The organism is Streptomyces sp. HUAS MG91 (assembly GCF_040529335.1).
GTDB classification, from domain to species: domain Bacteria; phylum Actinomycetota; class Actinomycetes; order Streptomycetales; family Streptomycetaceae; genus Streptomyces; species Streptomyces tabacisoli.
In genome coordinates, this window is record NZ_CP159534.1 from 1,192,978 (window position 1) to 1,216,658 (window position 23,681).

The following is a 23,681-nucleotide window of genomic DNA, read 5'->3' on the forward strand; positions in this document are numbered from 1 at the left end:
CAGCACCGGCCGGAGCCGGGAACAGCGTCTCAGCCTCCGGCGACCAGCAGGATCCCCATCGTGATCATGGTGGCGGCGACCAGCCCGTCCAGGACCCGCCAGGCGGCGGGCCTCGCCAGGAAGCGGCCGAGCAGCCGGGACCCGAAGCCGAGCGCGGTGAACCAGCAGAGGCTGGCCAGGGCCGCGCCGAGTCCGAAGGTCCAGCGCAGCGCGCCCTGACCGGCCGCCACCGAGCCGAGCAGGAACACGGTGTCGAGGTAGACGTGCGGGTTGAGCCAGGTCAGGGCGAGGCAGGTGAGCACGGCCCGCCGCCGTGATCCGGTCGTCGTGCCCTCGGCGCGCAGCGCGTCCCCGGCCGGGGCGATCACCCGGCGGGCGGCGAGCACTCCGTAGCAGATCAGGAACGCGCCTCCGATCCAGCCGACCGCCGTCACCGCCTGGGGATAGGCGACGACGAGCGCCCCCACGCCGCCCACGCCCAGCGCGATGAGCACCGCGTCCGACACCGCGCAGATGCCGACGACGGCGAGCACGGCGTCGCGCCGCACCCCTTGGCGCAGCACGAAGGCGTTCTGCGCCCCGATGGCGACGATGAGCGAGAGACCGGTGCCGAAGCCCGCGAGCGCGGCGGCGAGTGAGGCGTTCATGGCATCGACGCTACGGGCGCGATCACCGCGCGTACAGCTAAAGATTCTTACGTAACATTAGCGCTCGTGATGATTCCGGAACTGCCGCTCGACCAGGTCAGGACGCTGCTCGCGGTGATCGACGAGGGGACGTTCGACGCGGCGGCGGCCGCGCTGCACGTGACGCCGTCGGCGGTCAGCCAGCGCGTCAAGGCGCTGGAGCAGCGCACGGGCCGGGTGCTGCTCGTCCGTACGAAACCGGTGCGGCCCACCGAGTCGGGCGCGGTCGTCGTCCGGTACGCGCGTCAGCTCGCCCGCCTGGAGCGCGACGCGTACGCCGAGCTGGGCCTGACCACCGAGGATGCGGAGGCGACCCGGGTCTCGGTGGCGGTGAACGCGGACTCCCTGGCCACCTGGTTCCTCGGCGCCCTGGAGCGGGTCGACCGGACCCCGTACGTCTGCTTCGAGCTGCACCGCGAGGACGAGGCGAACACGGCGGAACTGCTGCGCGAGGGCCGGGTGATGGCGGCGGTGACCTCGTCGCCCGAGCCGGTGGCGGGCTGTTCGGTGCGGGCGCTGGGCCGGATGCGCTATCTGGCGGCGGCGAGCCCCGGCTTCGCCCGCCGCCACCTCGAAGGACCGCTCGCCGACGCCCTCGCCGAAGCGCCCGTGATGATCTTCGACCGCAGCGACGACCTTCAGGACGGTTTCGTGCGGGGACTGCGCCGGGACCGGCGCGGGGCGAGCCGGATCAGGCACGCGGTGCCCACGTCGGAGGGGTTCGTCGAGTCGGTCGCCCTGGGGCTCGGCTGGGGCATGCTGCCCGAGTGGCAGGCCGAGCCGCTGTTCCGGTCCGGCCGCCTGGTACGGCTCGCCCCGGACCGCCCGGTCGACGTCCCGCTCCACTGGCAGCAGTGGAAGCTGGACTCCCCCGCGCTCGCCGCGGTGGCGGACGCGGTGACGGCGGCGGCCACCGAAGCCCTGCGGCCCTCCGGTCGGTCGAGTTAGTCGAGTTGCTTGCCCCTTCTTGCCGAGGACGGCCACCTGGTCGTCCTCGCGCGGCAGTCCCTACGAGGCGTAGCCGGTGCCCGGACCGGAGCGCAGGTTCACAACCCGCCGCCCGCACCGCCGGTCACGTCCGTGCCGGTGTCCTCCAGGTCGGCCAGGGCGAGCAGTTGCTCCGGGGTGACGTCGGCCGGGATGGGCCGGGGTGCGGGCGTGCGCAGCGGCGGCTGCCAGCCCGCCTCTTTGTCCCAGGTGCGCACGACGCGGGCGGGCGCCCCCGCCACCACCGCGTGGTCGGGAATCTCGCCGCGCACGACGGCGCCCGCCGCGACGACGACGTTCCGCCCGATGCGGGCACCGGGGAGGATCACGGCGTTGGTCCCGATCCAGCAGCCGGGCCCGATCTCCACCGGCTCCATCCGCGGCCACTGCTTGCCGACGGGCTGTTCCGGGTCGTCGTAGGAGTGATTGGTGGAGGTGATGTAGACGTACGGGCCCATGTAGACGTCCCGCCCGACGGTCACCGTGGTGTCCGCGATGACATGGCTGCCGCGTCCGATGACGACACCGTCGCCGATGGTCAGGATCGGGTCGGGGCCGAGGTCGAGGTCGGGCATCATCCCGGCCGTCAGCGTGACCTGTTCGCCGATGATGCAGTGGGCGCCGAGCCGGATCCAGGGCTCCCCGAACAGGGTGCCCTGCGGGAAGGCCAGCCGGGTCCCGTGGCCGATCGCGCGGAACGGGTGGCCGCCGGTCTGCTCCGCCGTGACCGCGCCCCTGCGCTGCATCCAGCGCCATCCGGCCTGGACGGCCCGGTGGGCGAGGCCGCCGCGACCGCCCCGGCCGGCCTGACCGTCGGGGGACGAGAACACGTTCCATTTCATCGGCACGGCGCTACGTTACTCACCCGTACCGTCCGCCCCCACCTCACCGGCCTGTGATCTTCACCCCACAGGTACGGTTCGCTCTGGCGCGACACCACGACCGACCACCATCGGGAATCAAGAGGAGCAGGCATGGCCCACGAGGCACTCGTCACCGGGTTCGGCGACCACGAACCGGCGCTGGACCAGGAGTCGTTCACGGCGCCGATGGCCACGCTGATCGGCGACGTCACCCTGCGCGCGGGCGCGAGCGTCTGGTACGGCGCGGTGCTGCGCGCGGAGTTCGAGCCGATCGTGCTCGGGGCCGACAGCAACATCCAGGACAACTGCACGGTCCATGTCGACCCGGGCTTCCCGGTGACGGTCGGCGAGCGGGTCTCGGTCGGGCACAACGCGGTACTGCACGGCTGCACGATCGAGGACGACTGCCTGATCGGCATGGGCGCGACGGTGCTCAACGGCGCGGTGATCGGCGCGGGTTCACTGGTGGCCGCGCAGGCGCTGGTGCCGCAGGGCATGGTGGTCCCGCCCGGCTCCCTGGTGGCCGGAGTGCCCGCGAAGGTCAAGCGGGAACTGACGGACGAGGAGCGCGAGCTCGTCACGCTGAACGGCACCCACTACGTGGAGCTGGCGAAGCGGCACCGCGCACTCTGAGCGCGCCCGCCCGGGCGCGGGCCGTCAGTCGGCGACGACGGCGGCCTCCGCCTCGGCTGCCTCGTGCGCGGCGGCGGCCTTGGTGGCCCGGCGCTTCACGATGAGCATGGACGCGAGCCCGACGAGCACGGCCGCGCCCAGACCCACGTACGAGAACCGCTTCAGCCAGTCCTCGGCGACCACGCCCACGTAGTAGATGACGGCGGTCGTGCCGCCGGCCCAGACTACGCCGCCGAGGAAGTTCGCGATCAGGAACTTCCAGTACGGCATGTGCAGCACGCCCGCGAGCGGGCCCGCGAAGATGCGCAGCAGGGCGATGAACCGGCCGAAGAAGACGGCCCACATGCCCCACTTCTCGAACGACCGCTCGGCGGTGGCGACATGGGCGGGCCCGAAGTGCCGGGGGAACTTGGCGCCCAGCTTGGCGAGCAGCGGGCGGCCGCCCTTGCGGCCGATCGCGTAGCCGATGGAGTCGCCGACGACGGCGCCCGCGCTGGCGCAGGCGCCGAGCACGACCGGGTTGATGTCGCCGTGCTGCGAGGACAGCAGCGCGGCGGAGACGAGGACGATCTCGCCGGGCAGCGGGATGCCGAGACTCTCCAGGCCGATGACGCCCGCCACCAGGGCGTAGATGGCGACCGCCGGAATCGTGTCGAGCCACTCCTGGATGTGCAAAGCAGCCGCCTCCCGTAAGACCCGCAAGTTCGGTGTACCCGGCGTGCGCCCTCCCCTGGGGTACACACGCCGGGAAGCCTACCTGCTCGCCCCGACATGTCCGTGTCGGCCGGGGCCCGGTCAGCCGTTGGGGCGGAGGGTCCAGACGACCTGCATCTCGCCGGTGACGGCGCCGTCCTCGCGGCGGATCTCGATGGTGACGGGGAACTCGGGTCGCTCGCCCGCGTCCAGCTCCGCGACGACGTCCGCGGCCGGGCGGCCGAGCGTCGCGGTGGCGGTGACCGGGCCCATGGCCAGCTTCTTGTAGGCGATCTCCGCGCTGACGGCCAGCGGCACGGCACGCGCGAGCTGGTCGCCGAAGGCCGCGAGCACGATGGCGCCGCTCGCGGACTCGCCGAGCGTGAACATCGCTCCGGCGTGCGGGCCGCCCACGTGGTTGTGGTAGTCGGCCTGGTCGGGCAGGGAGACCACGGCCTTCTCGGGGCTGGTCTCGTGGAAGTCGAGGTTCAGGGTGCGGGCCATCGGCACCGTGGCGGCGAGCATCTCGCCGATGGACATCTGGTCTGCGCTCATGAGCCGCATGTTACCCACGGGTAGCCAGCCTGACCATCCCCGCTCCCGCCCCTGACCCGGTCGGATGGTTTGGCAAATGCGCGCGCGGCGGCGATAGTCCCCCAGTGACCTCAACCAAGAGCCCGCGCCGGCCCGCCTGGGCCGGACGGAACTACACGCTGCTCGCCGGGTCGGCGTTCATCACGGCGCTCGGCGCGAACGGGGCGCTGATCGCCTCGGCGTTCGCGGTCCTGGAGGCGGGCGGCGACGGCGGTGACGTGGGACTGGTGGCGGCGGCCCGCACGCTGTTCCTGGTGATCTTCCTGCTGGTCGGCGGCGCCGTCGCCGACCGGCTGCCGCGCCATCACGTCATGGTCGCGGCCAACGCGCTCAGCTTCCTCTCCCAGGGCGCCTTCGCGCTGCTCGTCCTCACGGGCGAGCCGCGGCTGTGGCAGATGATGGCGCTCAGCGCGCTGGGCGGCATGGGGCAGGCGTTCTTCAGTCCCGCGGCCGAGGGCATGCTGATGTCGTCGGTCACAGCGGAGCAGGCGAGCCGGGCGTTCGCCCTGTTCCGGATGGCGATGTCGGGCGCCGCGGTGGGCGGCGCCGCGCTCGGCGGCGTGCTGGTGGCCGCTCTCGGGCCGGGCTGGGTGCTCGCGGTGGACGCGGCGGCGTTCGCGGTGGCGGGCGCGCTGCGCTGCTTCCTCGACGTGAGCCACATCGCGCCGCGCGCGCCGGGCGGCGGGCTGCTCTCGGACATGCGCGAGGGCTGGCGGGAGGTCGCCTCGCGGCCCTGGCTGTGGGGCATCATCGCCCAGTTCTCGGTGGTCGTCGCCGTGGTGGGCGCGGCCGAGGCGGTGTTCGGGCCGCTGGTGGCCCGCGCCGAGCTGGGCGGCGCCGGGCCGTGGGGCTTCGCGCTGGGCGCGTTCGGGGTCGGCACGATCCTCGGCGGTCTGCTGATGATGCGCTGGAAGCCGAAGCGGCTGCTGTTCGCGGCGACGCTGTCGGTGTTCTCGCTCGCCCTGCCGTCGGCGGCGCTCGCGGTCCCGGTGCCGTTGGCGGCCCTGGTGGCCGTGATGTTCGTCAGCGGCATCATGATGGAGGTGTTCGGCGTCTCCTGGATCACCGCCCTGCACCAGGAGATACCGGAGGAGAAGCTGTCCCGGGTCTCCGCCTACGACTGGTTCGGCTCGGTCGCGATGGTCCCGCTGGCCACGGCGCTGGCCGGGCCCGCCGAGTCGGCGTTCGGCCTCACGCCGGCGCTGTGGGGCTGCTCGGCCATGGTGGTCGTCGCGACGACGGCGGTGCTCTTCGTGCCCGACGTACGGAACCTGCGGCGCCGGGAGTCCGTCCCGGTCACGGGCGCCGTGACGGCGACGGGCCCGGACGACGCGGCCGCGGTCGGTGTGACGGGCGCGGCCACCGCGGCGGTGACCCCGGCCGAGCCGGTCGCGGCTCCGGCCCGCGACACCCCGTAGCGCTACCCCACGCTGAACGAGCCGCCCGGCGGCTCCGGCGACGGCACCGCGTCCGCGTCGGCCACCGGCCGCGCGTCGCCGACGAACCGGCGCAGCGCGTCGCCGTGCTCGACCCGCGCGGGGAACGCGTCGCGCGCGGTGCGGCGGGCCAGCTCCGAGGTGTCGAACTCGGCCCGGGAGGCGACGAGTACGGCGTTGCCGAACCGGCGTCCGCGCAGCACCGCGGGCTCGGCGATCAGCGCGACATGGGAGAACACCGCGGAGAACGTCGCCAGTTGGGAGCGCAGGAAGGCGAACGGCGCGCCGTCGGCGAGGTTCGCCGCGTAGGTGCCGCCGGGCCGCAGCACCCGGTCCGCCTCGCGCGCGTACTCCAGGGTGGTCAGATGGGCCGGCACCCGGGAGCCGCCGAACACGTCGGCGACGAGCACGTCCGCGCTGTCCGCCGGTGCCGCCTCCAGCCAGGCCCGCGCGTCCCCGCCGTGCACGGCGATGCCCGCTCCCCCGGCCGGCAGCGGCAGCTGCTCGGCGACCAGCTCCCGCAGCCCGCTGTCCGCCTCGACGACGTGCTGCCGGGAGCCGGGCCGGGTGACGGCGACATAGCGCGGCAGCGTCAGGGCGCCGCCGCCGAGGTGCAGCACGTCGAGCGGCACGCCCTCGTCGGCGGCGCAGTCCAGGACGTGACCGAGGCGCCGGGCGTACTCGAACTCCAGGTGGGCGGGGTCGTCGAGATCCACGTACGACTGGGGCGCTCCGTCGACGGTGAGCAGCCAGGCCCGGCGCCGGTCCACGTCGGGCAGGAGTCTGGCCGTGCCGTGGTCGACGGCGCGGACGACGGGTATGGGCTCGGGGTCGGGTGCGTTCACCCGCCCATTGTGCCGGGCCCGGGACCCCTGGTTCAGGGGTCCCGGGCCCGGCCCGCCCTCAGGCGACGGGCTCCACGGTCGTGACCGTGCCCGCGCCGACGGTCCGGCCGCCCTCGCGGATCGCGAAGCCGAGGCCGGGCTCCAGCGGGACCGCCCGGCCCAGCTCGACCGTCATGGTGACGGTGTCGCCGGGCCGCGCCACGGCCGTGTCGCCGAGGTCGATGTCGCCGACGACGTCCGCGGTGCGCAGGTAGAACTGCGGCCGGTAGCCGGTGGCGACGGGCGTGCTGCGGCCGCCCTCCGCCGCCGACAGGACGTACACCTGCGCGGTGAACCGCCGCGCGGGCCGGACACTGCCGGGCTCGGCGACGACGTGCCCGCGCCGGACCGCGTCGCGGGCCACCCCGCGCAGCAGCAGCGCGACGTTGTCCCCGGCCTGCGCCTCGTCCATCGGCTTGCCGAACGTCTCGACGCCGGTGACGACGGTCTCGGTGTCCTTCCCCGAGTCCTCCGTCCCGTACACGCGGACGCGGTCGCCGACCCGCACACGGCCGCGCTCGACTGCGCCGGTGACGACGGTGCCGCGCCCGCTGGCGGTAGTTCCTTCGGTCCCATCAACGACGCGATTCAGCAAGCGCGGATCGATTCGCCCCTCAATCAGGAGCGGCGGAAGCGGTCGGGCGTCAGGGACGGGAGTGGAGGCAGTGAAGACGCTGTCCCGCAACACGTCCATCACGGATTCCCATGTTCCTGCCTTCACCCAGCGCTGGAATCGAGATTTGTAACCGCTGCCCTGCGGCCATGGACACCCCGTACGAGCCTTTTCCAGCGCCGCCTCGACGACGTCGCGTTCCGGAAGCCGATCTGTTCGTCGATAGCGGTGCTCAGCCCTCAGAATGGGCTCGATCGCCGACCACCCTTCATCCGTGAGTACGGGCACACGTCGTGACCTGTCCCTGAACCAGGCGGTCACCGAACAGTCCCCCGTCCGAGTTCTGAGAATCGGCCCTTGGATCGTCACGCGTACGTCCAGCAGAGCAAGCACTTCCGTTTGCTCTGCGGCCGGCATGTCCTCCAGCTGTGTCCTGGCGACTTCAGCAAGTGCTTGGAGGTCTCGAACGCGCTGTTCTGCCGCTTCCACGTCCCGTTGCCAGGCGACCGCTTCGGCGCGCAGCCGCTCCAGTTCGGCCAGCTCGTCATTCAGCGGCTTGAGCGCCCGCTCCACTGCGGCCTCGGCCTCCCGTCCGTGCAGTTGGCGCCGAGCCGTCTGCTTCGCCGCCACGCTCATCGTCAAGTCGATGGCATGCTTCTGCTCTTCAATGCTTCGGCCCAGGGCGGCAATCCGATCAGCCTGATCCGTTGGCGATCCGGCGACTTTCGCTACCCAGTCCTCCGCCATCCGCTCAAGTCGTGCGGGGTCACTGAGCAGGGCGCGCACCTCACGCCACACACACCGCTCGAGTACGTCGGCGTCGAGGCGAGGACATTGGCAACCACTGCCATCAGCAACGCCACTGCTCTGCCCTGAGCAGCGATAGAGGCGCATCCTCTGAGTGCTGATCTGTGCGCCTGTGTAGTGCTTCCCACACATGCCGAACAGTCGTGTGGAGATCGGATACACACGGCCCTTGGGCCCTTGGTTCGTGCCACGCCGACGGCGTCCAAGGGCGGCCTTCAGACCGGCGATTTGATCGAGGGTGAAGATCGGCTCAAGGACGGTTGTGACGGTCGGCCCGTAGCGCGGTTGGCCGTCCGCCCCCAACTTGGCTCGCGCCAGATTGCGAAAGACGACGGCCGGATCAGTGATGCTGGCGCGGAGCCGCTGCAGCAGGTTCCGGTGCTCCCACGGACCTCGACGGCCCTCGAAACCCAGGGCGTTGAGCCGAAGTGCCGCCTGCCGGACGTTGAGACCGTCCTCCACGATGAGCTGATACGCCTTGTGCAGCACGTCGTACTCGTGCGGCTTCGGACAGGAGCAAGCGGATTCCGGGCGGTCGAGAACGACGCGCGACTCACCTTTCAGCCCCTTGTTCTCGATGCGATAGCCGTACCGGGGTTCGCCCCCGACATGGCCGCCGTCCTCTGCCTTCTCCTGGAGACCGCTCTGCGTGCGGGTACGAATACGCACGTACTCCTTGAAGGCGTAATTCGCCTCCTCCCGCATGGCCGCTTCGCCGTCTTCTGTGGTGTTGTCAATGTCCTTGTCCACAACCGCCACCGAGATGCCAAGGTCTTGGAGCTCCCACACCCAGCGCCAGAAGACCCGGTCCTTACGTCCGATGGCACGCGTCTCGGCGACCACGACAACGTCGAACGGGCGCGGCTTCTGGCGTGCGAGCGCCATCAGGCGGGGTACGTCGTCACGTTTCTGCCAGGCGAGTGCGCCGGTGACGCCCTCGTCCTTGAACGTGTCTACGTGTTCCCAGCCCTTCTTCTCGATGTACCGCTTGGTCTTCTTTCCTGAGTAGGCAATGCCGTACCCTTTGGTCTGCTCTTCTGTGGAAACTCGCAAGTAATCCACTGCGCGCAGAGGGTTAGTGAGAACCTCGAGCATGTCAGTCCTTCCGCGACTGGCCAGACGTCGGCAGCGCTCCACCGCTGCCGACGTCGCTTCAGACGCGCGGATCGTAGCTCCGAATCATCCCTGCTCACTGGGGTATTGGGAATCCGAATCCGCGGTCGGGAAGGCTTTCCGTCAGCGACCGAAGAGCAGGCGCAAAAGCCTTACGTAGGAGTCGACGTCGGGCTCTTCAGCAACGCGCCATACGGTATGGATCTTGGAGGTGCACGCGAGCTGCGGGACGCACTCCGCGCTTCCTCTGTCCGGCGCAGCACCCGTACATGGCGAGTTGCATGCTCCTCCGCAACGAGGCTTCGATTCGGCTGTCACCGCGGGCCGCCGAATTGCTCGCATGACAAAATTCGCCCACAGGTTGACGTGCGGTCACGAAGCAGCATCCCCAACGCTTCAGAGGCTTGCTGGGGCACAACGCTATTGCCAAGCAGACGAAGTTGGGCAGCCCGACTGAGTCCTGGAACGGCTACGACGAAGCCATTCTCATAGCCCATCATCCACTCCACGAACTCGGCGGACAGACGTCGGGTTCCGGGGACGGTCGGGGCAGGAGCGGGGGTTCCGGTGACGTGTTCCCACCGTCGTATGGCAGGCAGGTACTCGCCCCACCAGATGGCAGGCGAGTGACGGCGGTGCGCAGATTCATGCCGCCGCGCCGCTTCGGGGTGGTGCCCGGGCCGCCGGTGCTGTCGCAGCGGGTGGGCGTGGGCAGCAGCTTCTGCGGGGTGGAGAGCGCGGCGGCGGTGGAGGCGAGGGTGCGTCCGCCGTTGCGATAGCGCTGATTCGGGGAGCCTTTCAGGCCGTCGCTCGCACGCGGGGTGGGCAGCAGATGCTCCACCTCGTCTTGGAGGGAAGGTCCGTGGCCACCGGCCTTGCGTTTGTCCGGGTGCTGGGAGCCGCCGTTGACTCCAAGGTTCGCCGTCGGGGTCTTCAGCAGCTTGATCCTGGTCGGGCACGGACCGGGCCGCGACGAGGAAGACTCGCTCGCGACGATGACAGGCGCCGACATCGGAAGCGCGTACGCATGTCCATCGGCAGTCGTCATACCCGATCTCGGCCAGGTCTGCGAGTACGGCTCCCAGCGCCCGCATTGTGGGCATCTTCTCGGGGTTTCCCAGACACGTCGGGCAGGGTTCCACGTGGCGAACGGGGTCGGTTCCGGCTCGGGTGGAGAGCAGGCCTCGTACATTCTCGATCACTACCCAATGGGGTCGGAGGGCTGATGCAGCGGTCACGATGTGTGGCCACAGGCCGGAGGGTGAGCGCTCGGACAAGCCGGTGCGCGGGCCCGCCACCGACAGGCCCTGGCACGGAAACCCGGCGGTGAGTACGTCGACCGGCTCGACGTACTGCCAGTCGATGGTGCGTACGTCGTGGTGGTTGACGGTGTCGGGCCAGGACGCGGGAGGCGTGCGGGTCTGTTTCGGCGTGCCAGGCGATGCGACCGCCCAGGGCGGCCTGAACACCGAGGTCCAGGCCGCCGATTCCAGAACATAGGGAGCCGATGGCGAGGTCAGTGGTCGGCATGGCGGCGTCCGTGAGCACAGGTGCGGGAGCGGAAAGCCATACGCGGCTTCAGCTCGCAGGGGGTGGAGGGCTGCTCCGGTTCGCCCTTGGGTTCGCGAGAACTCACCGCATTTCCGGGCTTGGAGAACACCAACACGTCCTCGTGCTGGACGACCGAGAGCGGGATGCCATGGCGCCGGGCGTCACGGACGTTGGTCATCTGGAAGAAGGAGGGGCGGGCGATGATCCGGCTGTCGCGGATGCCGGCCAGCATGGCGACATTGCGCTCGGTGGGGGTGAGACCGGCTGCTTGTCCAGCGGCGAGGGCGGCGGAGGGCAGGTCGATGAGTTCGCCACGTTCGCGCCAGGGGCGAGTGGTGATGACGGCAGTGCCGCCAGGGCGGAGCAGGGTGCGGCACTGGGTGAGGATTTCGGTGAAGGCGTCCAGGAGTTGATCGACGCGGACGTGGGCGAGGTTGTGGCGGTCGTGGCTGTAGCGGTAGTGCTTCTTGACGACACCGCGCTCCCCGGTTTCGCGGGTGGAGCGGACCTGGCCGTGCACGCTCGGCCCGTACGGGGGTGAGGTGAGAACCAGGGAGACCTGACCGTGGAAGGCGGTGGGGATCAGGTTGGTGAGGTGACGGGCGTCCCCGCGGTAGACCTGTCCGGCGCCGGTGCCGCCCTCGTGCTGGGCGGAGGCGGCATTGAGTCCGGCGAGGTGGGCCCACTTGGGTTCGTATTCGGTGCCGAGGGCGTGGCGGCCGAGGTGGATAGCTTCGACGAGGGTGGTGCCGATGCCGCACATCGGGTCCAGGACCAGCTCGCCAGGGCGGGTGTAGGTGCGGATGGCGTGCTGGGCGATGCCGGGGTGCATTTTGGCGGGGTGGGCGGCGGAGCCGGGAACGTAGCGGCCTTTGCGCTTGGCGGGGGCGGAGGTGGGTGCGGTGTTCCACACCGAGGCGGGAGCAGCAGGCACGGTGAACTCCTCGGGTATCAGGTGTGGTCGATTGCGGTGAGGACGATGAGGTCGCTGTGGGTGACGCCGGGGTCTGCGTCCGGCAGCGGGGCGGGGACGAGCTGGTTGCCACTGGGGTTGGCGTGGGCGATGACGATGTGCTGGAGGTAGCGGAACCCTGCGGTGCGGGCTGCGGCGATGAGCAGGCCGAGCGGGTCAGTGAGCCGTCCGTGCTCGCGGCGCTGTCGAGTGGCGATCAGAAGCAGGCCATCGGCGCCCAAGAGGCGGTGGACGCGATGGAAGAAGCCTGGCCAGCCGTCGTCCAGGGCTCCGGGTACCGGGCTGGAAGTCAGGGCGTCGTTGGGGGCGGGGAGAGAGGCGGGGTGGAGTTCGGCGAGGATCACCGGGGTCAGGCAGACCTCGCCGGGGGCTGCGTCGCCGTCGGGGTGAGCGGCGCAGGGAATGCGGGCGTCCACGCCGGGGCCACTGTCGCCGATGTTCAGACGCAGCAGTCCCTGTGGGAGATGCCCGGGGCGGTGGGTGAACTCGGCGCGGATCTTCTCGATCGCCCAGGTGGGCAGGACCGCACCAGGGGCAGGGATGGCATCCGAGGTGTCGGAGGTGGGGAACCAGAGGGTGGTCGGCAGCGGGCTGTCGCTGCGCAGGGTGGCGCGGTATGGGGTGGTCGGCATCGGTGATTGGCGTCCGGGGTGCAGGATGCCGTCTGGCGCTGACGTGAAGTAATAGGGATCCCGGGGCGGGAAATTGACACCGCCCATCGCAAAGGGTGTCCCGTCTTCAACCAAGTTGTTGTCTCAACGAGCAGGTCGTTCGGGCCTGTGTCGCATCCTGGGGCCACCAGCCTGCTGCTTCAGCTCTGGACTCAGTCGAACCAATGCCGCCGCAGCTCGGCCTCTCCTTGTTCGACTTGAGCCATGAGATCAAGGAGTTCGCGGGTGAGTACGTCAATACTGTTCTGAACCGGCTCGGCGCTCTCCGCGACCGGCTCCTCTACGCCTACGTACCGGCCGGGAGCGAGGCTGTACTCGCCCTCTCGGATGCCATCGAGGTCCACGCTGCGGCAGAAGCCGGGAACGTCGCTGTATCGGTGCGGCGCCGCACCTGTTCCGCGCCAGGCGCGGTACGCACCAGCGATTCTGCTGACGTCATCGTCCGTCAGCGCGCGGTGACCCCGGTCGACCATGACGCCGAGGCTGCGCGCGTCGATGAACAGCGTCTGACCCCGCCGATCGGTCATTCCCCTGCCTCCGCCGGACGACTTGCTCTTGGCCACGATCCATACGCAGGCGGGAATTTGAGTGCTCCGGAAGAGCTGGCCGGGCAATGCCACGATGCAGGCGACCAGGTCGTCCTCCACCATGGCGGCGCGGATCGCGGCTTCGCCGTGCGCCTTGGATGACATCGATCCGTTGGCCAGGACGACCGCAGCACTACCGGAGTCGTTGAGTTTGTGGACGGCGTGCTGCAGCCACGCAAAGTTGGCGTTGGCACGCGGTGGCGCCCCATAACGCCAACGGGGGTCCGCCTCATCGCGCGCCCAGTCGCTGAGGTTGAAGGGTGGATGCGCGAGAACGACATCCGCCTTGAGGGCCGGCGAACAGTCCTGGGCGAACGTGTCCGCCAAGTGAACGCCCGCGGTGCCGAGGCCGTTCATCGCCAGGTGCATGCGTGCCAGCCGCCAGGTGGTCTCGTTCACTTCCTGGCCGTGGATCGTGAGGTTGGTGTGTGGATCGCCCCCGTTCGCGGTCACCGATCGCGTCGCTTCTACCAGCGTGCCTCCGATCCCGCAGCACGGGTCGTACAGCCGCCCGCTTATCGGGCCGAGCAGCTCCACGAGAAGCCGGGCTACGGTCGTCGGTGTGTAGTACTCCCCACCCTTCTTACCCTCCGCCTCTGCAAACCAGGTGGTGAAGGACGTGTACAGCGTCGCCAATTCGGCGGGGGTGGTCCCTGCCTCGTCCGGAGCCCGGTCCAAGAGGAGCACCAGGTCCTTCACTTGCTGAGGGGCCAGTCCCCCCATCACAGACCAAGCAGGAGCAACGATGTTCTTGAGGTCGGGGCGGGCGGAGGTCAGCTCCTGGACAAGTTCATCGAGTACGGCCACGGCTTCATCCGGGTGAGCCGAGATCCTCTCCCTGAAAGTGCGCCACCACGTAACTGTCGGAGGCGCGGTCGCATCCTCCCCATCCGTAGATTCGGCAGGCAGGTGACGCAAATACAACAACGTGAGAAGCGTGATCTTGTACTGCGCCGCATCCATGGAGCCACGCAGCAGGTCTACGGCCTTCCAGAGAAGGTCGACGGCCGATGTCTGCTTCTTCTTGCGCGGAGGCACAGTTCACCTGTTCCTGTTCATCAACTCGGCGATGTCGTGGACGACCAGATCTTCCAAAGACCGGTTCTCCGCCGTCACCGAGCGAGCGAGGTCATGCAGGGCTGCCGCGCGTTCGGCGAAGTCCTGCCGGACGGACACCGGCGGCCAAGGAATCGGGAAGCGGGAGAAGTCCTTGCGGCGCATCGCACGGGCATTCTGTCCCTGCGCGGTGGCAACGAGCTCCTTGTACCTGGAGCGCAGTGCATGCAGCAACCACATCTGGTCGGTCTCGGAGTCCGTCCGGATCGCCAGTGCTCCACGGCCAGGCACCACTGGGATGGTGGCCAGCACGGTCCGCACCCCGCTGGGGCGCGGCGCGACCAGGAGGGTACCCGGCGGGCACGCGGCTTGGATGGGCACCGCAGTACGCACAGCCGTGCGCTCCAGGTGGACCGTACGGCTGTTCAGCACCTCCTTCGCGGCCACAAACGACGTCCCTTCCGTCCCGGCTTGCGGAACGGAAGAGGCAGAGCCTGTGACAATCCGACCGATCTCCCCCACCTGACGTTCAGCACAAGCATCCCGTCCGTCAGTGTGTTCAGCCCTTCGGAAGAGAGCGTCGGCGAGTTCTATCGCGTGGGCGGCGATTTGCTTGTTCAGAGTCAATCTGCGTTCGGCCATGGCAACGCCGTGCAACCAGCGCTCTCGGACCTCAGCAGGAGGGACCGGCACCGGCAACTGTCTGAGGGCGCCCAGTGGCAAGGTCCTGTGCTCGGAGTTCGTCGAGGACACATTCAGGTACCTGCGACTCTGCGGGGTTTTGAGCCACCACCGAAGCCAGACATCCGTTCCCTGAGCCAGGCCTTCCTCTGTGAACCGGATGACGGCTACCGATCTCGCGAACGTCCACCCTTGATGTCGCGATGTCGCGACCGCCGTTTCGCCCACGCGGCCCACAAGCACTACCAGTAGATCACCCGCTCTCAGCATGGCCTGGGGGCGCCGCTCAACCTGTTCCCAGGCGATACGAGTCGGCTCCGCATCGATCACACGCCCCTCGACGATCTCGGTGGCCCCGATCATGGGAACGCCCTCGGGATCCTGCTTCTGCTCTACGACGCTGTAGGTGACGGACTTGATTCCGATGAGGGACGCCAGATCCTCTTCGCTCCACGGGTGCGTGCGGTCACTCGATGTTCTGTTCATGCGCGCCCTCCCAAAGCTCGGATGACCCGACTCCGGGCAACCACCGACTGCTCCAGACGAAGGTGCAGTTCGTCTCGCGGGCTCAACGGATGTCCGTCTTGAACCGACGGCACGGATGACTGCTGTTGAACATGGCGAGCAGGCGTGAGGTCGTAGTCGGCCGCGATAACGTCCTCCCGGCTCACCGCACGACACCAGGACACCGTCCCCGGCGCGTCACTGGTGTCCATCGGCCGCAGCCCCTGCCAGGCAGCGAAGATGCGGATGAGCCGGTCGACGTCCGCGCCCTCGAAGCGGCGCCCCGCGGTCTGGTGTCGAGTACCCAGCTGCCGCGCGTCCGCGAAGAGGATCTCGTCCGCGTGGGGCCGGTCCCCTTTACGCAACAGCCACAGTGCCGTGCCGGACCGGGTATGGGGGAACAGCCCGGCAGGCAGGGCCACGATGCCCACGATCAGGCCCTCCTCCACGAGGGCCCGGCGGATGCGGGTGTCGGCGACATTGGTGTTGCGCGCGGCGCCGGACGACAGGAGGACTACCGCGCGGCCGACCGGCCCGAGGTCGGCCAGGATGTGCTGCGCCCAGGCGAAGTTCGCGTTGGCCCGCGGGGGTCGGCCAAGGAACCAGCGCGGATCGTCGTCCAGCTCTCCATGCCCCCAGTCACTCATGTTCACCGGGGGGTTGGTGATGACGACGTCCGCCGGAGTGTCGGAGAGCCCCGTGCGCAACGTGTCGACGGTGTCCTCGCCCAGCTCAACGCGCAGTCCATGCAGGGCCAAGTGCACCGCCGCGACATAGCGCGCCTGGTGCCGTATGTCAGCCCCGGACAGTTGCACGTCACCACCGCTGTGTGCCCGCGCCCAGTGGGCCGCGGCGCGCAACAGCCGCCCGCTCCCGCACGCCGGATCCCGCACGCGCTCGCCCGCCTGTGGTGCGGCGAGTCCGGCGAAGAGTTGGGCCACGTCGTCCGGCGTGTAGTAGTCGCCGCCCCCCTTGGAGTGACGGGTGGAGTACCGGTCGAGGCAAGCGCCGAACAGGCCATCGACCGTCTCCAGTTGGTCGACCTCAGCAATCAGCCATTCCAGAGCCGCATGGACCTGGGCCGAAAGTCGGCCGGCCTCCGTCGCACGACGTCCGGCAAGGGCCTGGCCGACTCGCGTACGCAGCCAGACCGTGTCCAGAGTCTGGCCGATGTGTCCGGCACCTCGTACGACCTCGCTCCACCCAGCGCTCGAACAGGAGCGCAGGTAGATCACCTGATAGACGAGGCGGTACGCCGTGTTGGCATCGACGGCGAGCAGCAACTGGTCGAGAGCTCGCCAGACGCGGCGGAACGCCAGGGTGTCCTGCCCCAGTTTCCTCATGGTCATGACGTCCGCAACCAAGTGACCGTGGCCAGGCCGATCAGCATCGTCGCCCCGCAGGCGCCTCCGCCGTATTTGATCGCCCCGATGAGCTGTCCTGCGTCCGCGTACTCAAGGATGCCTGCCACAAGTCCGACCACGACGGATACCAGGACAATCACGGCCAAGAGCAGCTTTCTGTGCTGCACCTTCCAACTCCCCTCACTGCCAGAGGTGTTCAGCGGACCGTTCCGCCGCCATGAACGTAGCCGTGAAGGGCACGCACCGTCTCGCAGCATGGGATTTTGTTTTTCTTCCTCCTCGACGGGTCCACGCCTCGGTTCTCTCGGCGTCAGAAGAGGGGACGACAGGCTACTCGGTCCGGACGTCGTCATCACTCCTCGCAGGTGGATGCGGGTGCAAGCCGGTGCCGAGCCAGTCGCGAGCCAGTGCCGAGCCACCCGTTTCGGCCTCAGCCCCGCCCTCTCCGGAGTGGCGAAGACTCTTTACGTTCGATTCGGTCGCTCAATGCAGGGCGGTGGCACCGATCAATGACGGCGGGCCGACGCCGGGCCATCGCACACACCGCGCCACCGACATCGCAGAGGCCCACCGGTGGCACGCCCATGGACCGGAACTGGCACGGCCTACTGGCAGGAGTGGGGCAGCAGTTGTCCGCCCCGATCGGCAGGAGTTCATGCAATGGCCCCCACTCACCGTCCGGCCCGTACCATCACCGCCGTCCCCACCCGCGCCGCTTGCCCGGCCGCCACCCGGTCGCCGGTGCAGGCGCTGGAGGCCGCCTTTCTCGCGCTCGCCGCGGAGCCTGTCCCGCTCACGCTGCCCGCGCACCTGCTGGGCGAGACGGAGGCAGCGCCCGTGTTGCCGGTGGATCAGTTCCGCAGCCGGCTGGCGCATCCTTCGACCGCCCCGTTCTGCCGCGCGCAGGCCTGGCAGGAGGTGGCTGGTCGCGCTCAGGAGCGGGGCGCCCCGTGGGATCTGGTGGCCGTCGCGCTGACCGTGCCGGTGCTGCACCGGATGCTCGCCCGCCTGGCCCGTCCCGCGCAGCTGGAGCGGGCCGAGCTGGAGCAGGAGGCGCTGGCCGCGGTGGCTGGTGCCCTGCGCACCGTGGACGTCGAACGGGCCGATGTGGGGCGGGAGTTGTTCTCGGCGGCTGATCGGGCGGTGAACCGCCTCGCCTATGCGGCCCGCCGTCGTGACCGGCACGAGACCTCCGCGACGGCCCTGCACCTGGGCCGTCGCGCCCACCCCGCCGCAGGCCAGCTGACGAGCCCGGCGGAGACGAGTGGAGCGTCCTGGCCCGCGCGGTCACAGCGGGGGTAGTGAGCGTGGCCGAGGCGCGGCTGATCGCCCGGTCGCGGCTGCGCAGGGAGCCGATGCAGCGCCTCGCCGACGAGCAGGGAGTAAGCGTGCGCTGCGTATACCGGCACCGGGCCGCCGCCGGGAAGTATCTGGCCGCCTACCTCCGGCAGCAGTTGCGCACCGAGTAACCCGGCCCGTGCTCCTGAGCGTCCGCGATTTCGTTCCCGGCCGGGTGTCAATTTCTGCGGGTGGCATCCCTATATACGGATGAGCAGGAGCGTCCGAGGTCCGCCAGGCACCGGGCGCCACTGCCACCTCACACAGCCGCGCGGCCCGGTGCCGGGCACGCGTACTACCCTCCCGGCTTCGCCGCATGGCCGGTGGCCGGGGTGAGCGCCTCCGTCTCGCGCTGACACCCGAGCCCCTTCCCCGATGCCCCCTTCGTGAAGGAGGACGGCTCCGGGTCAGGGACCGCCGCTCACCCCACCCCGCTTCTTCCTTTCCCCTTCTTCTCCGCAGCCGTCCGCTCGTCGAGCCGTGGCGGCGGCGTCCACTGCCCGCCCCATGTTGTGGAGGTTCCTCGTGCTCGCTCGTCTCTCCCGCATGCGGGCTCGCACGCGCCGTCACCTAGTGCGCCGCTGGGGCATCCCTGCCGTCCGGGTGGTGTTCGTCGCCCTGCTCACCTTTGCCGTACTGATCTCCGATCCGCCGTCCTCGTGGGCGGTCGCGGACATCCCCACCGTGATCACGAATCTGCGGAACTGGATTGTCGGCATCCTCGCCGGGCTCGCCACGCTCTTCCTTACCTTCGGCGGGCTGCGCTATCTGATGGCCGGCGGGGACCCCGGTGAAGTCGAGGCGGCCAAGCGGGCGTTGAAAGCCGCTGCTATCGGCTACGGCCTGGCCATCCTGGCCCCGATCCTGGTCACCACATTGCAGGGCATCGTCGGGGCCGGAGAATGAGCGCCAACCGGCCCGTACAGCGCGTTCTTCTGCGCTCCGCCTGTCTCCTCGCGCTCGTACTCGTGCTGGAGACAGGAGCAGGTGTCGGCGAGGCGCAGGCTGCCATCGCCTCGCCCGTCCTGGCCCCGGCCGCACCGCCGGATCCCGAGCCGCATCCGCAACCTGGCCCCACTCCGCCCGGTACCACTCCCGCACCGACGCGCCCGGATCCCGTCCCCGGACCGACCCCGGCGCCCGGCCGCCCCACCCCCGAGCCCGATCAGCCACCCCCGTCCGAGCCGTCGCCGGGACCGACGCCTCCGGCCTGCGAGGCAACCGGAACCGAGTGCGACAAGGGCACCGGGTTCGGATTCTCCGGGCTTCTCGACATCCCCGGCATGATCATCGATGCGGTCACCGGGTTCATCGGCTCGATCATCGAAGGCATCCTCAAGCCGGTCCGCGAACTCCTCGCCGCCACCCTGCTGGCCACGCCGAACGTCACCGAACAGGAGCCGGTGAAGCGGATGTGGCAGTCCAGTCTGGCCGCCGCGATCGCCCTGTACGTGCTGTTCATCATGGCGGGCGGAATCACCGTCATGGGCTACGAAACCATGCAGTCCCGATACGCCCTGAAGCAGATCGCGCCGCGCCTGCTGCTCGGGATGGTTGCTTCCGCTTCCTCGCTCACCGTGATGGACAAGGCGATTCAGCTCGCCAACGCGCTCTCCGGGGCGGTGATGGGCACCAGCACGAAAGAGGTCGGCCAGGGCTTGGCCGAGCACATCTTCCCGCTGTTCCTCGCCCGCGCGCAGCTGTATCTCGCCTTGTTCGCCCTGCTGTTGCTGATCATGGTGTGCGCGGTGCTGTTCGGCTACGTGGTGCGCGTCGCCGTCCTCGCGCTGCTCGCCGTCGCCGCACCGCTCGCGCTCGCCTGTCACGCGCACCCGCTCTCCGACGGCGTCGCCCGTTTGTGGTGGCGCGCGCTGTGGGGGTGCCTGGCGATCCAGATCGCCCAGTCCATGGCGTTCGTACTGTCCCTGAAGCTGTTCTTCGCGCCCGGCAACACCGTCCTCGACTTCCCGAACCCGGGCCGGCTGGGGCCACTGCTGGCCGGACTGGCCCTGTTCTGGGTGCTGTTCAAGATCCCCGGCTGGTGCACGCAGGTCATCCTGCGCGGCACCCCGATCACCCCGCCACGCGGCGGCGGGATGGTGCGGAAGCTGCGGCAGATTGCGCTGTGGCAGCTGCTCAACACCGCCGCTCCCGGAGCAGGAAGTCTGCTGGCGCGTCGGGGCGGGGGCGGCGGCCTGGGCCGTCTCGGAGGTGGGGGCGCGCGTCGTCCCGGCCCTCCCGGCGGAGGTCCACGGCCCCGCGGCCCCAGTGGTGGTCCGCGCCGTGGCAGCCCCGCCGGCCCCGGTGGCAGGCGTCCGCCGCGTCCCGGGCCCGGCGGTCCGCCCTCCGCTCCCGGCGCGCGCCCGGGCCTTGCGGGTCCAGGCCCAGGCCCGGCCGCGACGACCGGCACGCCAACGTCACCGGCGCCGACCAGCCCCGCACCGCCCCCAGCTCGCCCCGCACAAGGTGGAACGCGCAGCGTGCCGCATCCCGCGCAGGCTCGCCGCCGACGGCAGTTGAGCCTTCCGATCCCGGTCACGCGAGTTCCTGCCCGGCCACCGCGCCCCGTCCAGACGCGGCTGCCCGTGAACGCGCCCCGCGTCCCCCGCACCCCACCCGCCACAACGCCACCCACCCCCGTTCGGGCCCCGGCACCAGCAGGCCAGTCCGCCCGCACTGCTGTGCCTCGCGCCCGGCAGCTCGCCCTGCCCATTCCCGCTGCCCGCGTCCGCGTGCGTCCGCCGCGCCCGGTGCAGTTGCGGCTCCCACTGGAGCCGCCCACCGCTCCGCCCGCCTCACCCAGGAGGTAGCCGACCATGTCCGACCCCATCGACGACCACGTCACGTCGGCCCGGATTCCCTCCGACATCAGCCGCAGCGACAAGATCGTCGGGCCGTTCACGGCCCGTCAGGCCGCCTTCCTCGCCGTCGGCGCACTGGTGCTGTACGGCGGCTGGTGGTTGTCGCGCCCCTATCTGGACCCGCTCGCCTACGCGGCCCTCGTCATCCCGATTGCGGGGACGATCACCGCGATCGCTCTCGGGCGGCGCGAAGGCGTCGATCTGGACCGCTTCCTACTCGCCGCCGTAGCCCATGCCCGTACGCCCAAGCGGCGCGTCCACGCTCCCGAGAGCGTCGGGCCGCTGCCCGATCTCGTGCCCACCCGCATGGCCCGGGCGGCGGGCCGAGCCCCGGCCGCGATGCGCATGCCGCACCGCGGCGTCGCCCCGGCCGGGGTGTTGGACCTGCGCAGCGAGGGCAAAGCGGCCCTGGCGACCTGCTCGACAGTCAACTTCGAGTTGCGCTCCGGGGCCGAACAACAGGCCCTCACGGCGGCGTTCGCCCGCTGGCTCAACTCGCTGACCGTTCCGACTCAGTTGCTGGTGCGTTGTCATCGCGTCGACCTGACCCCGCTGGCAGGCCGGCTCCACGAGGACGCCGCTGCTCTGCCCCACCCGGCCCTGGAGCATGCGGCCCGCGCCCACGCCGACTTCCTCGCTCAACTCGCCACTGGCCGGGACCTGTTGGCCCGCCAAGTCGTCCTGGTCGCCCGCGAACCCGCGCCCGCGCGCGGCGCTGCGCGGCGGGCGGACGCCGACCGCGCCCTGCAGCGCATCAACGAGGCGGACCGTGCGCTCGCCGCGGCCGAGATCACCGTCACGGCGCTGGACGGCCCGCAGAGCGCCGAACTCATCACCTCCGCCTGCAATCCGGACACCCCTGCAGCGGTCGTCGGGTGCGGTGGCTGCAGCATCTCGTCATACGTCATCTCCGCACTGCTGATCTCCTCCCCCACATAGTCGAGCCGCACCTCCCAGTCACCGCCGGGGAACACTCCCAGGTCCAGCACCCCCAAGGCGCACCGCGCCGCGTCGCACAAATCGACGCGGGCGTCCCTGATACGGAACCGGTCATCCCGCGCGGCTCGCGCGGCGAAGTAGTCCACGAAGCCAGCGCTCATCTTTGACAGGGTCGGGCGCAAGGGAAGGTCACCGTCGCATATCCCGCCCCAATAATGATCGACGGACGCGCTCATGCCCTTGAGCACGGCCTCGACCTGCCGCCCCGCAACCCTGTGCCCCGTCACCCTCAAGTCCGTCATGGCCAACAGCCTGTCAGCCCGCACTGACACCGCGCCGAGCCGGGCCTGGAACTACCCCGGCGCCGCTTCTGCCTCTGCGGCAGAGCAGCGGACTCGAAGAACGCCGCCAAGAACATCACCGTGGCCGTTCGCGTCGCCGACATGCACGACCTGTTGCGTGTTCAAATAATCGACTGATCTGCCGAGTGCCGAGCCAGGCACGCAGTTGCCTCAGATCCCGTCCCCGCCGCCGTGAGGACGCACAGCATGATTCAGGCCACTCCGTCTGAAGCACGTTGCCTCTGCAATGCCGAATGGGAGAGGATGTTCGACGAACTATGGGGCTTACGGTGCGCGCGCGCCGCATGAGGCATGGCGGCGGCGGGTTCAACCGTGGTGACCGGGGACCAAGGGGGAACCGATGAAGTTCGACATGGGATCGACGACGCTTGCGACGCTGACCAAGTCCACGAGCGGGTCGAGTGACGATCTGGGCGCGCTGATCCAGCAGTTGATCGCCGCCGCGCAGCCGTTGGAGGGGAAGTTCAACGGCGAGGGCAAGGCGATGTTCGACGCGTTCAAGGCGCACTCGGACGAGATCACGGCCGCGCTGAACGGCTCGTTGTCCTCGATCCTGGGCGGCCAGTCCGGGATGGACACCGCGTTCGGCACCGGTGACCAGGAGCAGTCGGACAACGCGCAGCAGAACATGAGCGCCGCGAACTTCGACGCGGCCCGCTTCAGCGGCTGAACCACACGCGGCATCACACGGGGAGAGGGATTCATCATGGCGACTTCGGACCGGCGCTCGTACGACACCGGCGCCTCGGCAGAGGTGCAGGGCAGCCTGCAGGGCATCATCGGCCGCCTGGAGACGGTCCTCGGCGACCGGGACCGTGCGGTGAAGACCGCGATGGCCGACTACCAGGCCGACGGCGTCTCGGACGAATACCACGGCAAGGAAGTCCGCTGGAACCGCGCGGCGAACGAGGTGCGCGACATCATCCAGTTGGTGCGTACAACGCTGGAGAAGAACGACGCGACCGCCCAGTCCACCCTCGCCAAGGCGCGGGCCGCGGTGAACAACATCGGTTGAGACAGCGGGAGTTACGTGCGTTTCCGGCCCGGTGTGATGCCCGGGCCGTCTACGGGGATGAGGGGTTTGTCGTGACGGGGTGGGACATCGACCCGGCCGGGGTGTCCGGCGTGTTGTCCAAGTCGGGCACCGCAGCGAAGGACATGTCGAAGGCGGGCGGCGCGATGCAGAAGGACCTGGAGTCCGCGTCCTCCGCCGCAGGAACGCTCACCAGCCAGTACGGCCCGTACACCAGCACCGCAGGTGTGGTCGGGTCAGCGCTGGCGCAGTTCGCACAGCACTGGAACCGGGACCTGGTCTACATCGCCCGGCGCACCGAGAAGTCATTGAACGGGGCGGCCGAGGCCACCACCGCCTATGTGCACGGTTCGCAGGAGCAGGCGGCCAACGCTCAGCAGGAGGCGGCCAAGGAGCCGGCGATCGACATGCCGGGAGCAGGCGAGATCGGGCATCGTACGGAGGGTCGGTAG

General features: G+C 69.9%; 24 protein-coding genes and 2 pseudogenes. 12 read left to right on the forward strand and 14 right to left on the reverse strand.

Annotated elements, in window-relative coordinates; all coding sequences use genetic code 11:
• Positions 1-29: 29 nt before the first annotated feature.
• Complete coding sequence (locus tag ABII15_RS05580; protein ID WP_353941157.1) at positions 30-647, reverse strand: LysE family transporter; 618 nt, start codon at positions 645-647, stop codon at positions 30-32.
• 69 nt (positions 648-716) lie between these two features.
• On the opposite strand from ABII15_RS05580, the gene ABII15_RS05585 reads away from it, so the two are divergent.
• Positions 717-1,634 (forward strand): LysR family transcriptional regulator ArgP, encoded by a 918-nt coding sequence (locus ABII15_RS05585; protein WP_353946967.1) that lies wholly within the window; start codon positions 717-719, stop codon positions 1,632-1,634.
• 98 nt (positions 1,635-1,732) lie between these two features.
• On the opposite strand, the gene ABII15_RS05590 is transcribed toward ABII15_RS05585, so the two are convergent.
• Positions 1,733-2,515 carry an acyltransferase gene (locus tag ABII15_RS05590; RefSeq protein WP_353946968.1) on the reverse strand — a complete coding sequence of 261 codons (783 nt, stop codon included), beginning with the start codon at positions 2,513-2,515 and terminating at the stop codon, positions 1,733-1,735.
• Positions 2,516-2,647: 132 nt separating this feature from the next.
• Between ABII15_RS05590 and ABII15_RS05595 the strand changes: the two genes are divergently transcribed.
• Positions 2,648-3,169: a gamma carbonic anhydrase family protein gene (locus ABII15_RS05595; protein ID WP_353941158.1), complete on the forward strand. Its 522-nt coding sequence runs from the start codon at positions 2,648-2,650 to the stop codon at positions 3,167-3,169.
• 24 nt (positions 3,170-3,193) lie between these two features.
• Here ABII15_RS05595 and ABII15_RS05600 read toward each other — a convergent pair whose 3' ends face one another.
• Positions 3,194-3,844 carry a DedA family protein gene (locus ABII15_RS05600; protein WP_353941159.1) on the reverse strand — a complete coding sequence of 217 codons (651 nt, stop codon included), beginning with the start codon at positions 3,842-3,844 and terminating at the stop codon, positions 3,194-3,196.
• 120 nt (positions 3,845-3,964) lie between these two features.
• The gene (locus tag ABII15_RS05605) at positions 3,965-4,402 is read right to left on the reverse strand and encodes a DUF4442 domain-containing protein (RefSeq protein ID WP_353946969.1); all 438 of its coding nucleotides are present in this window, start codon (positions 4,400-4,402) and stop codon (positions 3,965-3,967) included.
• Positions 4,403-4,521: 119 nt separating this feature from the next.
• Between ABII15_RS05605 and ABII15_RS05610 the strand changes: the two genes are divergently transcribed.
• Positions 4,522-5,874 carry an MFS transporter gene (locus ABII15_RS05610; RefSeq protein WP_353941160.1) on the forward strand — a complete coding sequence of 451 codons (1,353 nt, stop codon included), beginning with the start codon at positions 4,522-4,524 and terminating at the stop codon, positions 5,872-5,874.
• Between the two features lie 2 nt (positions 5,875-5,876).
• Here ABII15_RS05610 and ABII15_RS05615 read toward each other — a convergent pair whose 3' ends face one another.
• The 4 genes and pseudogenes from ABII15_RS05615 to ABII15_RS05630 form a co-directional block, all read right to left on the reverse strand.
• A complete protein-coding gene (locus ABII15_RS05615; protein WP_353941161.1) occupies positions 5,877-6,737 on the reverse strand; it encodes a fused MFS/spermidine synthase in 861 nt (286 codons plus the stop codon).
• Positions 6,738-6,795: 58 nt separating this feature from the next.
• Positions 6,796-7,482: pseudogene (locus ABII15_RS05620) on the reverse strand (EF-Tu/IF-2/RF-3 family GTPase); the annotation flags it as partial.
• A pseudogene (locus tag ABII15_RS05625) lies at positions 7,483-9,291 on the reverse strand (recombinase family protein); the annotation flags it as partial.
• 332 nt (positions 9,292-9,623) lie between these two features.
• Entirely contained in the window at positions 9,624-10,673 is a 1,050-nt protein-coding gene (locus ABII15_RS05630; RefSeq protein ID WP_353946970.1) for a DNA cytosine methyltransferase, read from the reverse strand.
• On the opposite strand from ABII15_RS05630, the gene ABII15_RS05635 reads away from it, so the two are divergent.
• On the forward strand, positions 10,636-10,809 hold the full coding sequence (locus ABII15_RS05635) for a hypothetical protein (RefSeq protein ID WP_353947327.1): 174 nt from the start codon (positions 10,636-10,638) through the stop codon (positions 10,807-10,809). The genes ABII15_RS05630 and ABII15_RS05635 overlap by 38 nt on opposite strands.
• A 16-nt stretch (positions 10,810-10,825) precedes the next feature.
• Here ABII15_RS05635 and ABII15_RS05640 read toward each other — a convergent pair whose 3' ends face one another.
• The 6 genes from ABII15_RS05640 to ABII15_RS05665 form a co-directional block, all read right to left on the reverse strand.
• A complete protein-coding gene (locus ABII15_RS05640) occupies positions 10,826-11,794 on the reverse strand; it encodes a DNA methyltransferase (RefSeq protein ID WP_353941162.1) in 969 nt (322 codons plus the stop codon).
• Between the two features lie 17 nt (positions 11,795-11,811).
• Entirely contained in the window at positions 11,812-12,465 is a 654-nt protein-coding gene (locus ABII15_RS05645) for a hypothetical protein (protein ID WP_353941163.1), read from the reverse strand.
• Between the two features lie 191 nt (positions 12,466-12,656).
• Complete coding sequence (locus tag ABII15_RS05650) at positions 12,657-14,129, reverse strand: N-6 DNA methylase (RefSeq protein WP_353941164.1); 1,473 nt, start codon at positions 14,127-14,129, stop codon at positions 12,657-12,659.
• Positions 14,130-14,132: 3 nt separating this feature from the next.
• Positions 14,133-15,314: a hypothetical protein gene (locus ABII15_RS05655; RefSeq protein ID WP_353941165.1), complete on the reverse strand. Its 1,182-nt coding sequence runs from the start codon at positions 15,312-15,314 to the stop codon at positions 14,133-14,135.
• The gene (locus ABII15_RS05660; RefSeq protein WP_353941166.1) at positions 15,311-16,681 is read right to left on the reverse strand and encodes an N-6 DNA methylase; all 1,371 of its coding nucleotides are present in this window, start codon (positions 16,679-16,681) and stop codon (positions 15,311-15,313) included. Before ABII15_RS05660 ends, ABII15_RS05655 begins: the two co-directional genes overlap by 4 nt.
• Entirely contained in the window at positions 16,678-16,863 is a 186-nt protein-coding gene (locus ABII15_RS05665; RefSeq protein ID WP_353941167.1) for a hypothetical protein, read from the reverse strand. Before ABII15_RS05665 ends, ABII15_RS05660 begins: the two co-directional genes overlap by 4 nt.
• Before the next feature lie 493 nt (positions 16,864-17,356).
• On the opposite strand from ABII15_RS05665, the gene ABII15_RS05670 reads away from it, so the two are divergent.
• From ABII15_RS05670 to ABII15_RS05705, 8 genes are all read left to right on the forward strand, one after another.
• On the forward strand, positions 17,357-17,998 hold the full coding sequence (locus ABII15_RS05670; RefSeq protein ID WP_353941168.1) for a hypothetical protein: 642 nt from the start codon (positions 17,357-17,359) through the stop codon (positions 17,996-17,998).
• Positions 17,998-18,165: a hypothetical protein gene (locus tag ABII15_RS05675; RefSeq protein ID WP_353941169.1), complete on the forward strand. Its 168-nt coding sequence runs from the start codon at positions 17,998-18,000 to the stop codon at positions 18,163-18,165. Before ABII15_RS05670 ends, ABII15_RS05675 begins: the two co-directional genes overlap by 1 nt.
• 475 nt (positions 18,166-18,640) lie before the next feature.
• The gene (locus ABII15_RS05680) at positions 18,641-18,940 is read left to right on the forward strand and encodes a pilin (RefSeq protein ID WP_353941170.1); all 300 of its coding nucleotides are present in this window, start codon (positions 18,641-18,643) and stop codon (positions 18,938-18,940) included.
• A gap of 377 nt (positions 18,941-19,317) precedes the next feature.
• A complete protein-coding gene (locus ABII15_RS05685) occupies positions 19,318-20,844 on the forward strand; it encodes a conjugal transfer protein TrbL family protein (RefSeq protein WP_353941171.1) in 1,527 nt (508 codons plus the stop codon).
• Positions 20,845-20,850: 6 nt separating this feature from the next.
• Positions 20,851-21,834 carry a PrgI family protein gene (locus ABII15_RS05690; RefSeq protein WP_353941172.1) on the forward strand — a complete coding sequence of 328 codons (984 nt, stop codon included), beginning with the start codon at positions 20,851-20,853 and terminating at the stop codon, positions 21,832-21,834.
• A 702-nt stretch (positions 21,835-22,536) separates the two neighbouring features.
• Positions 22,537-22,866 (forward strand): hypothetical protein, encoded by a 330-nt coding sequence (locus ABII15_RS05695; RefSeq protein ID WP_353941173.1) that lies wholly within the window; start codon positions 22,537-22,539, stop codon positions 22,864-22,866.
• A gap of 36 nt (positions 22,867-22,902) precedes the next feature.
• Positions 22,903-23,211, forward strand: a complete 309-nt coding sequence (locus tag ABII15_RS05700; protein ID WP_353941174.1) for a pore-forming ESAT-6 family protein — start codon at positions 22,903-22,905, stop codon at positions 23,209-23,211.
• 71 nt (positions 23,212-23,282) lie between these two features.
• Positions 23,283-23,681, forward strand: a complete 399-nt coding sequence (locus ABII15_RS05705) for a DUF6507 family protein (protein WP_353941175.1) — start codon at positions 23,283-23,285, stop codon at positions 23,679-23,681.

Excerpts from the sequence above, each read along its gene's own strand:
- ABII15_RS05660 (WP_353941166.1), bottom strand. The coding sequence starts at position 16,681 with ATGACCATGAGGAAACTGGGGCAGGACACCCTGGCGTTCCGCCGCGTC.
- ABII15_RS05645 (WP_353941163.1), bottom strand. The coding sequence starts at position 12,465 with ATGCCGACCACCCCATACCGCGCCACCCTGCGCAGCGACAGCCCGCTG.
- ABII15_RS05670 (WP_353941168.1), top strand. The coding sequence starts at position 17,357 with ATGGCCCCCACTCACCGTCCGGCCCGTACCATCACCGCCGTCCCCACC.
- ABII15_RS05595 (WP_353941158.1), top strand. The coding sequence starts at position 2,648 with ATGGCCCACGAGGCACTCGTCACCGGGTTCGGCGACCACGAACCGGCG.
- ABII15_RS05655 (WP_353941165.1), bottom strand. The coding sequence starts at position 15,314 with ATGAACAGAACATCGAGTGACCGCACGCACCCGTGGAGCGAAGAGGAT.
- ABII15_RS05585 (WP_353946967.1), top strand. The coding sequence starts at position 717 with ATGATTCCGGAACTGCCGCTCGACCAGGTCAGGACGCTGCTCGCGGTG.
- ABII15_RS05580 (WP_353941157.1), bottom strand. The coding sequence starts at position 647 with ATGAACGCCTCACTCGCCGCCGCGCTCGCGGGCTTCGGCACCGGTCTC.
- ABII15_RS05685 (WP_353941171.1), top strand. The coding sequence starts at position 19,318 with ATGATCATCGATGCGGTCACCGGGTTCATCGGCTCGATCATCGAAGGC.
- ABII15_RS05700 (WP_353941174.1), top strand. The coding sequence starts at position 22,903 with ATGGCGACTTCGGACCGGCGCTCGTACGACACCGGCGCCTCGGCAGAG.
- ABII15_RS05695 (WP_353941173.1), top strand. The coding sequence starts at position 22,537 with ATGAAGTTCGACATGGGATCGACGACGCTTGCGACGCTGACCAAGTCC.
- ABII15_RS05605 (WP_353946969.1), bottom strand. The coding sequence starts at position 4,402 with ATGTCCATCGGCGAGATGCTCGCCGCCACGGTGCCGATGGCCCGCACC.
- ABII15_RS05590 (WP_353946968.1), bottom strand. The coding sequence starts at position 2,515 with ATGAAATGGAACGTGTTCTCGTCCCCCGACGGTCAGGCCGGCCGGGGC.
- ABII15_RS05690 (WP_353941172.1), top strand. The coding sequence starts at position 20,851 with ATGTCCGACCCCATCGACGACCACGTCACGTCGGCCCGGATTCCCTCC.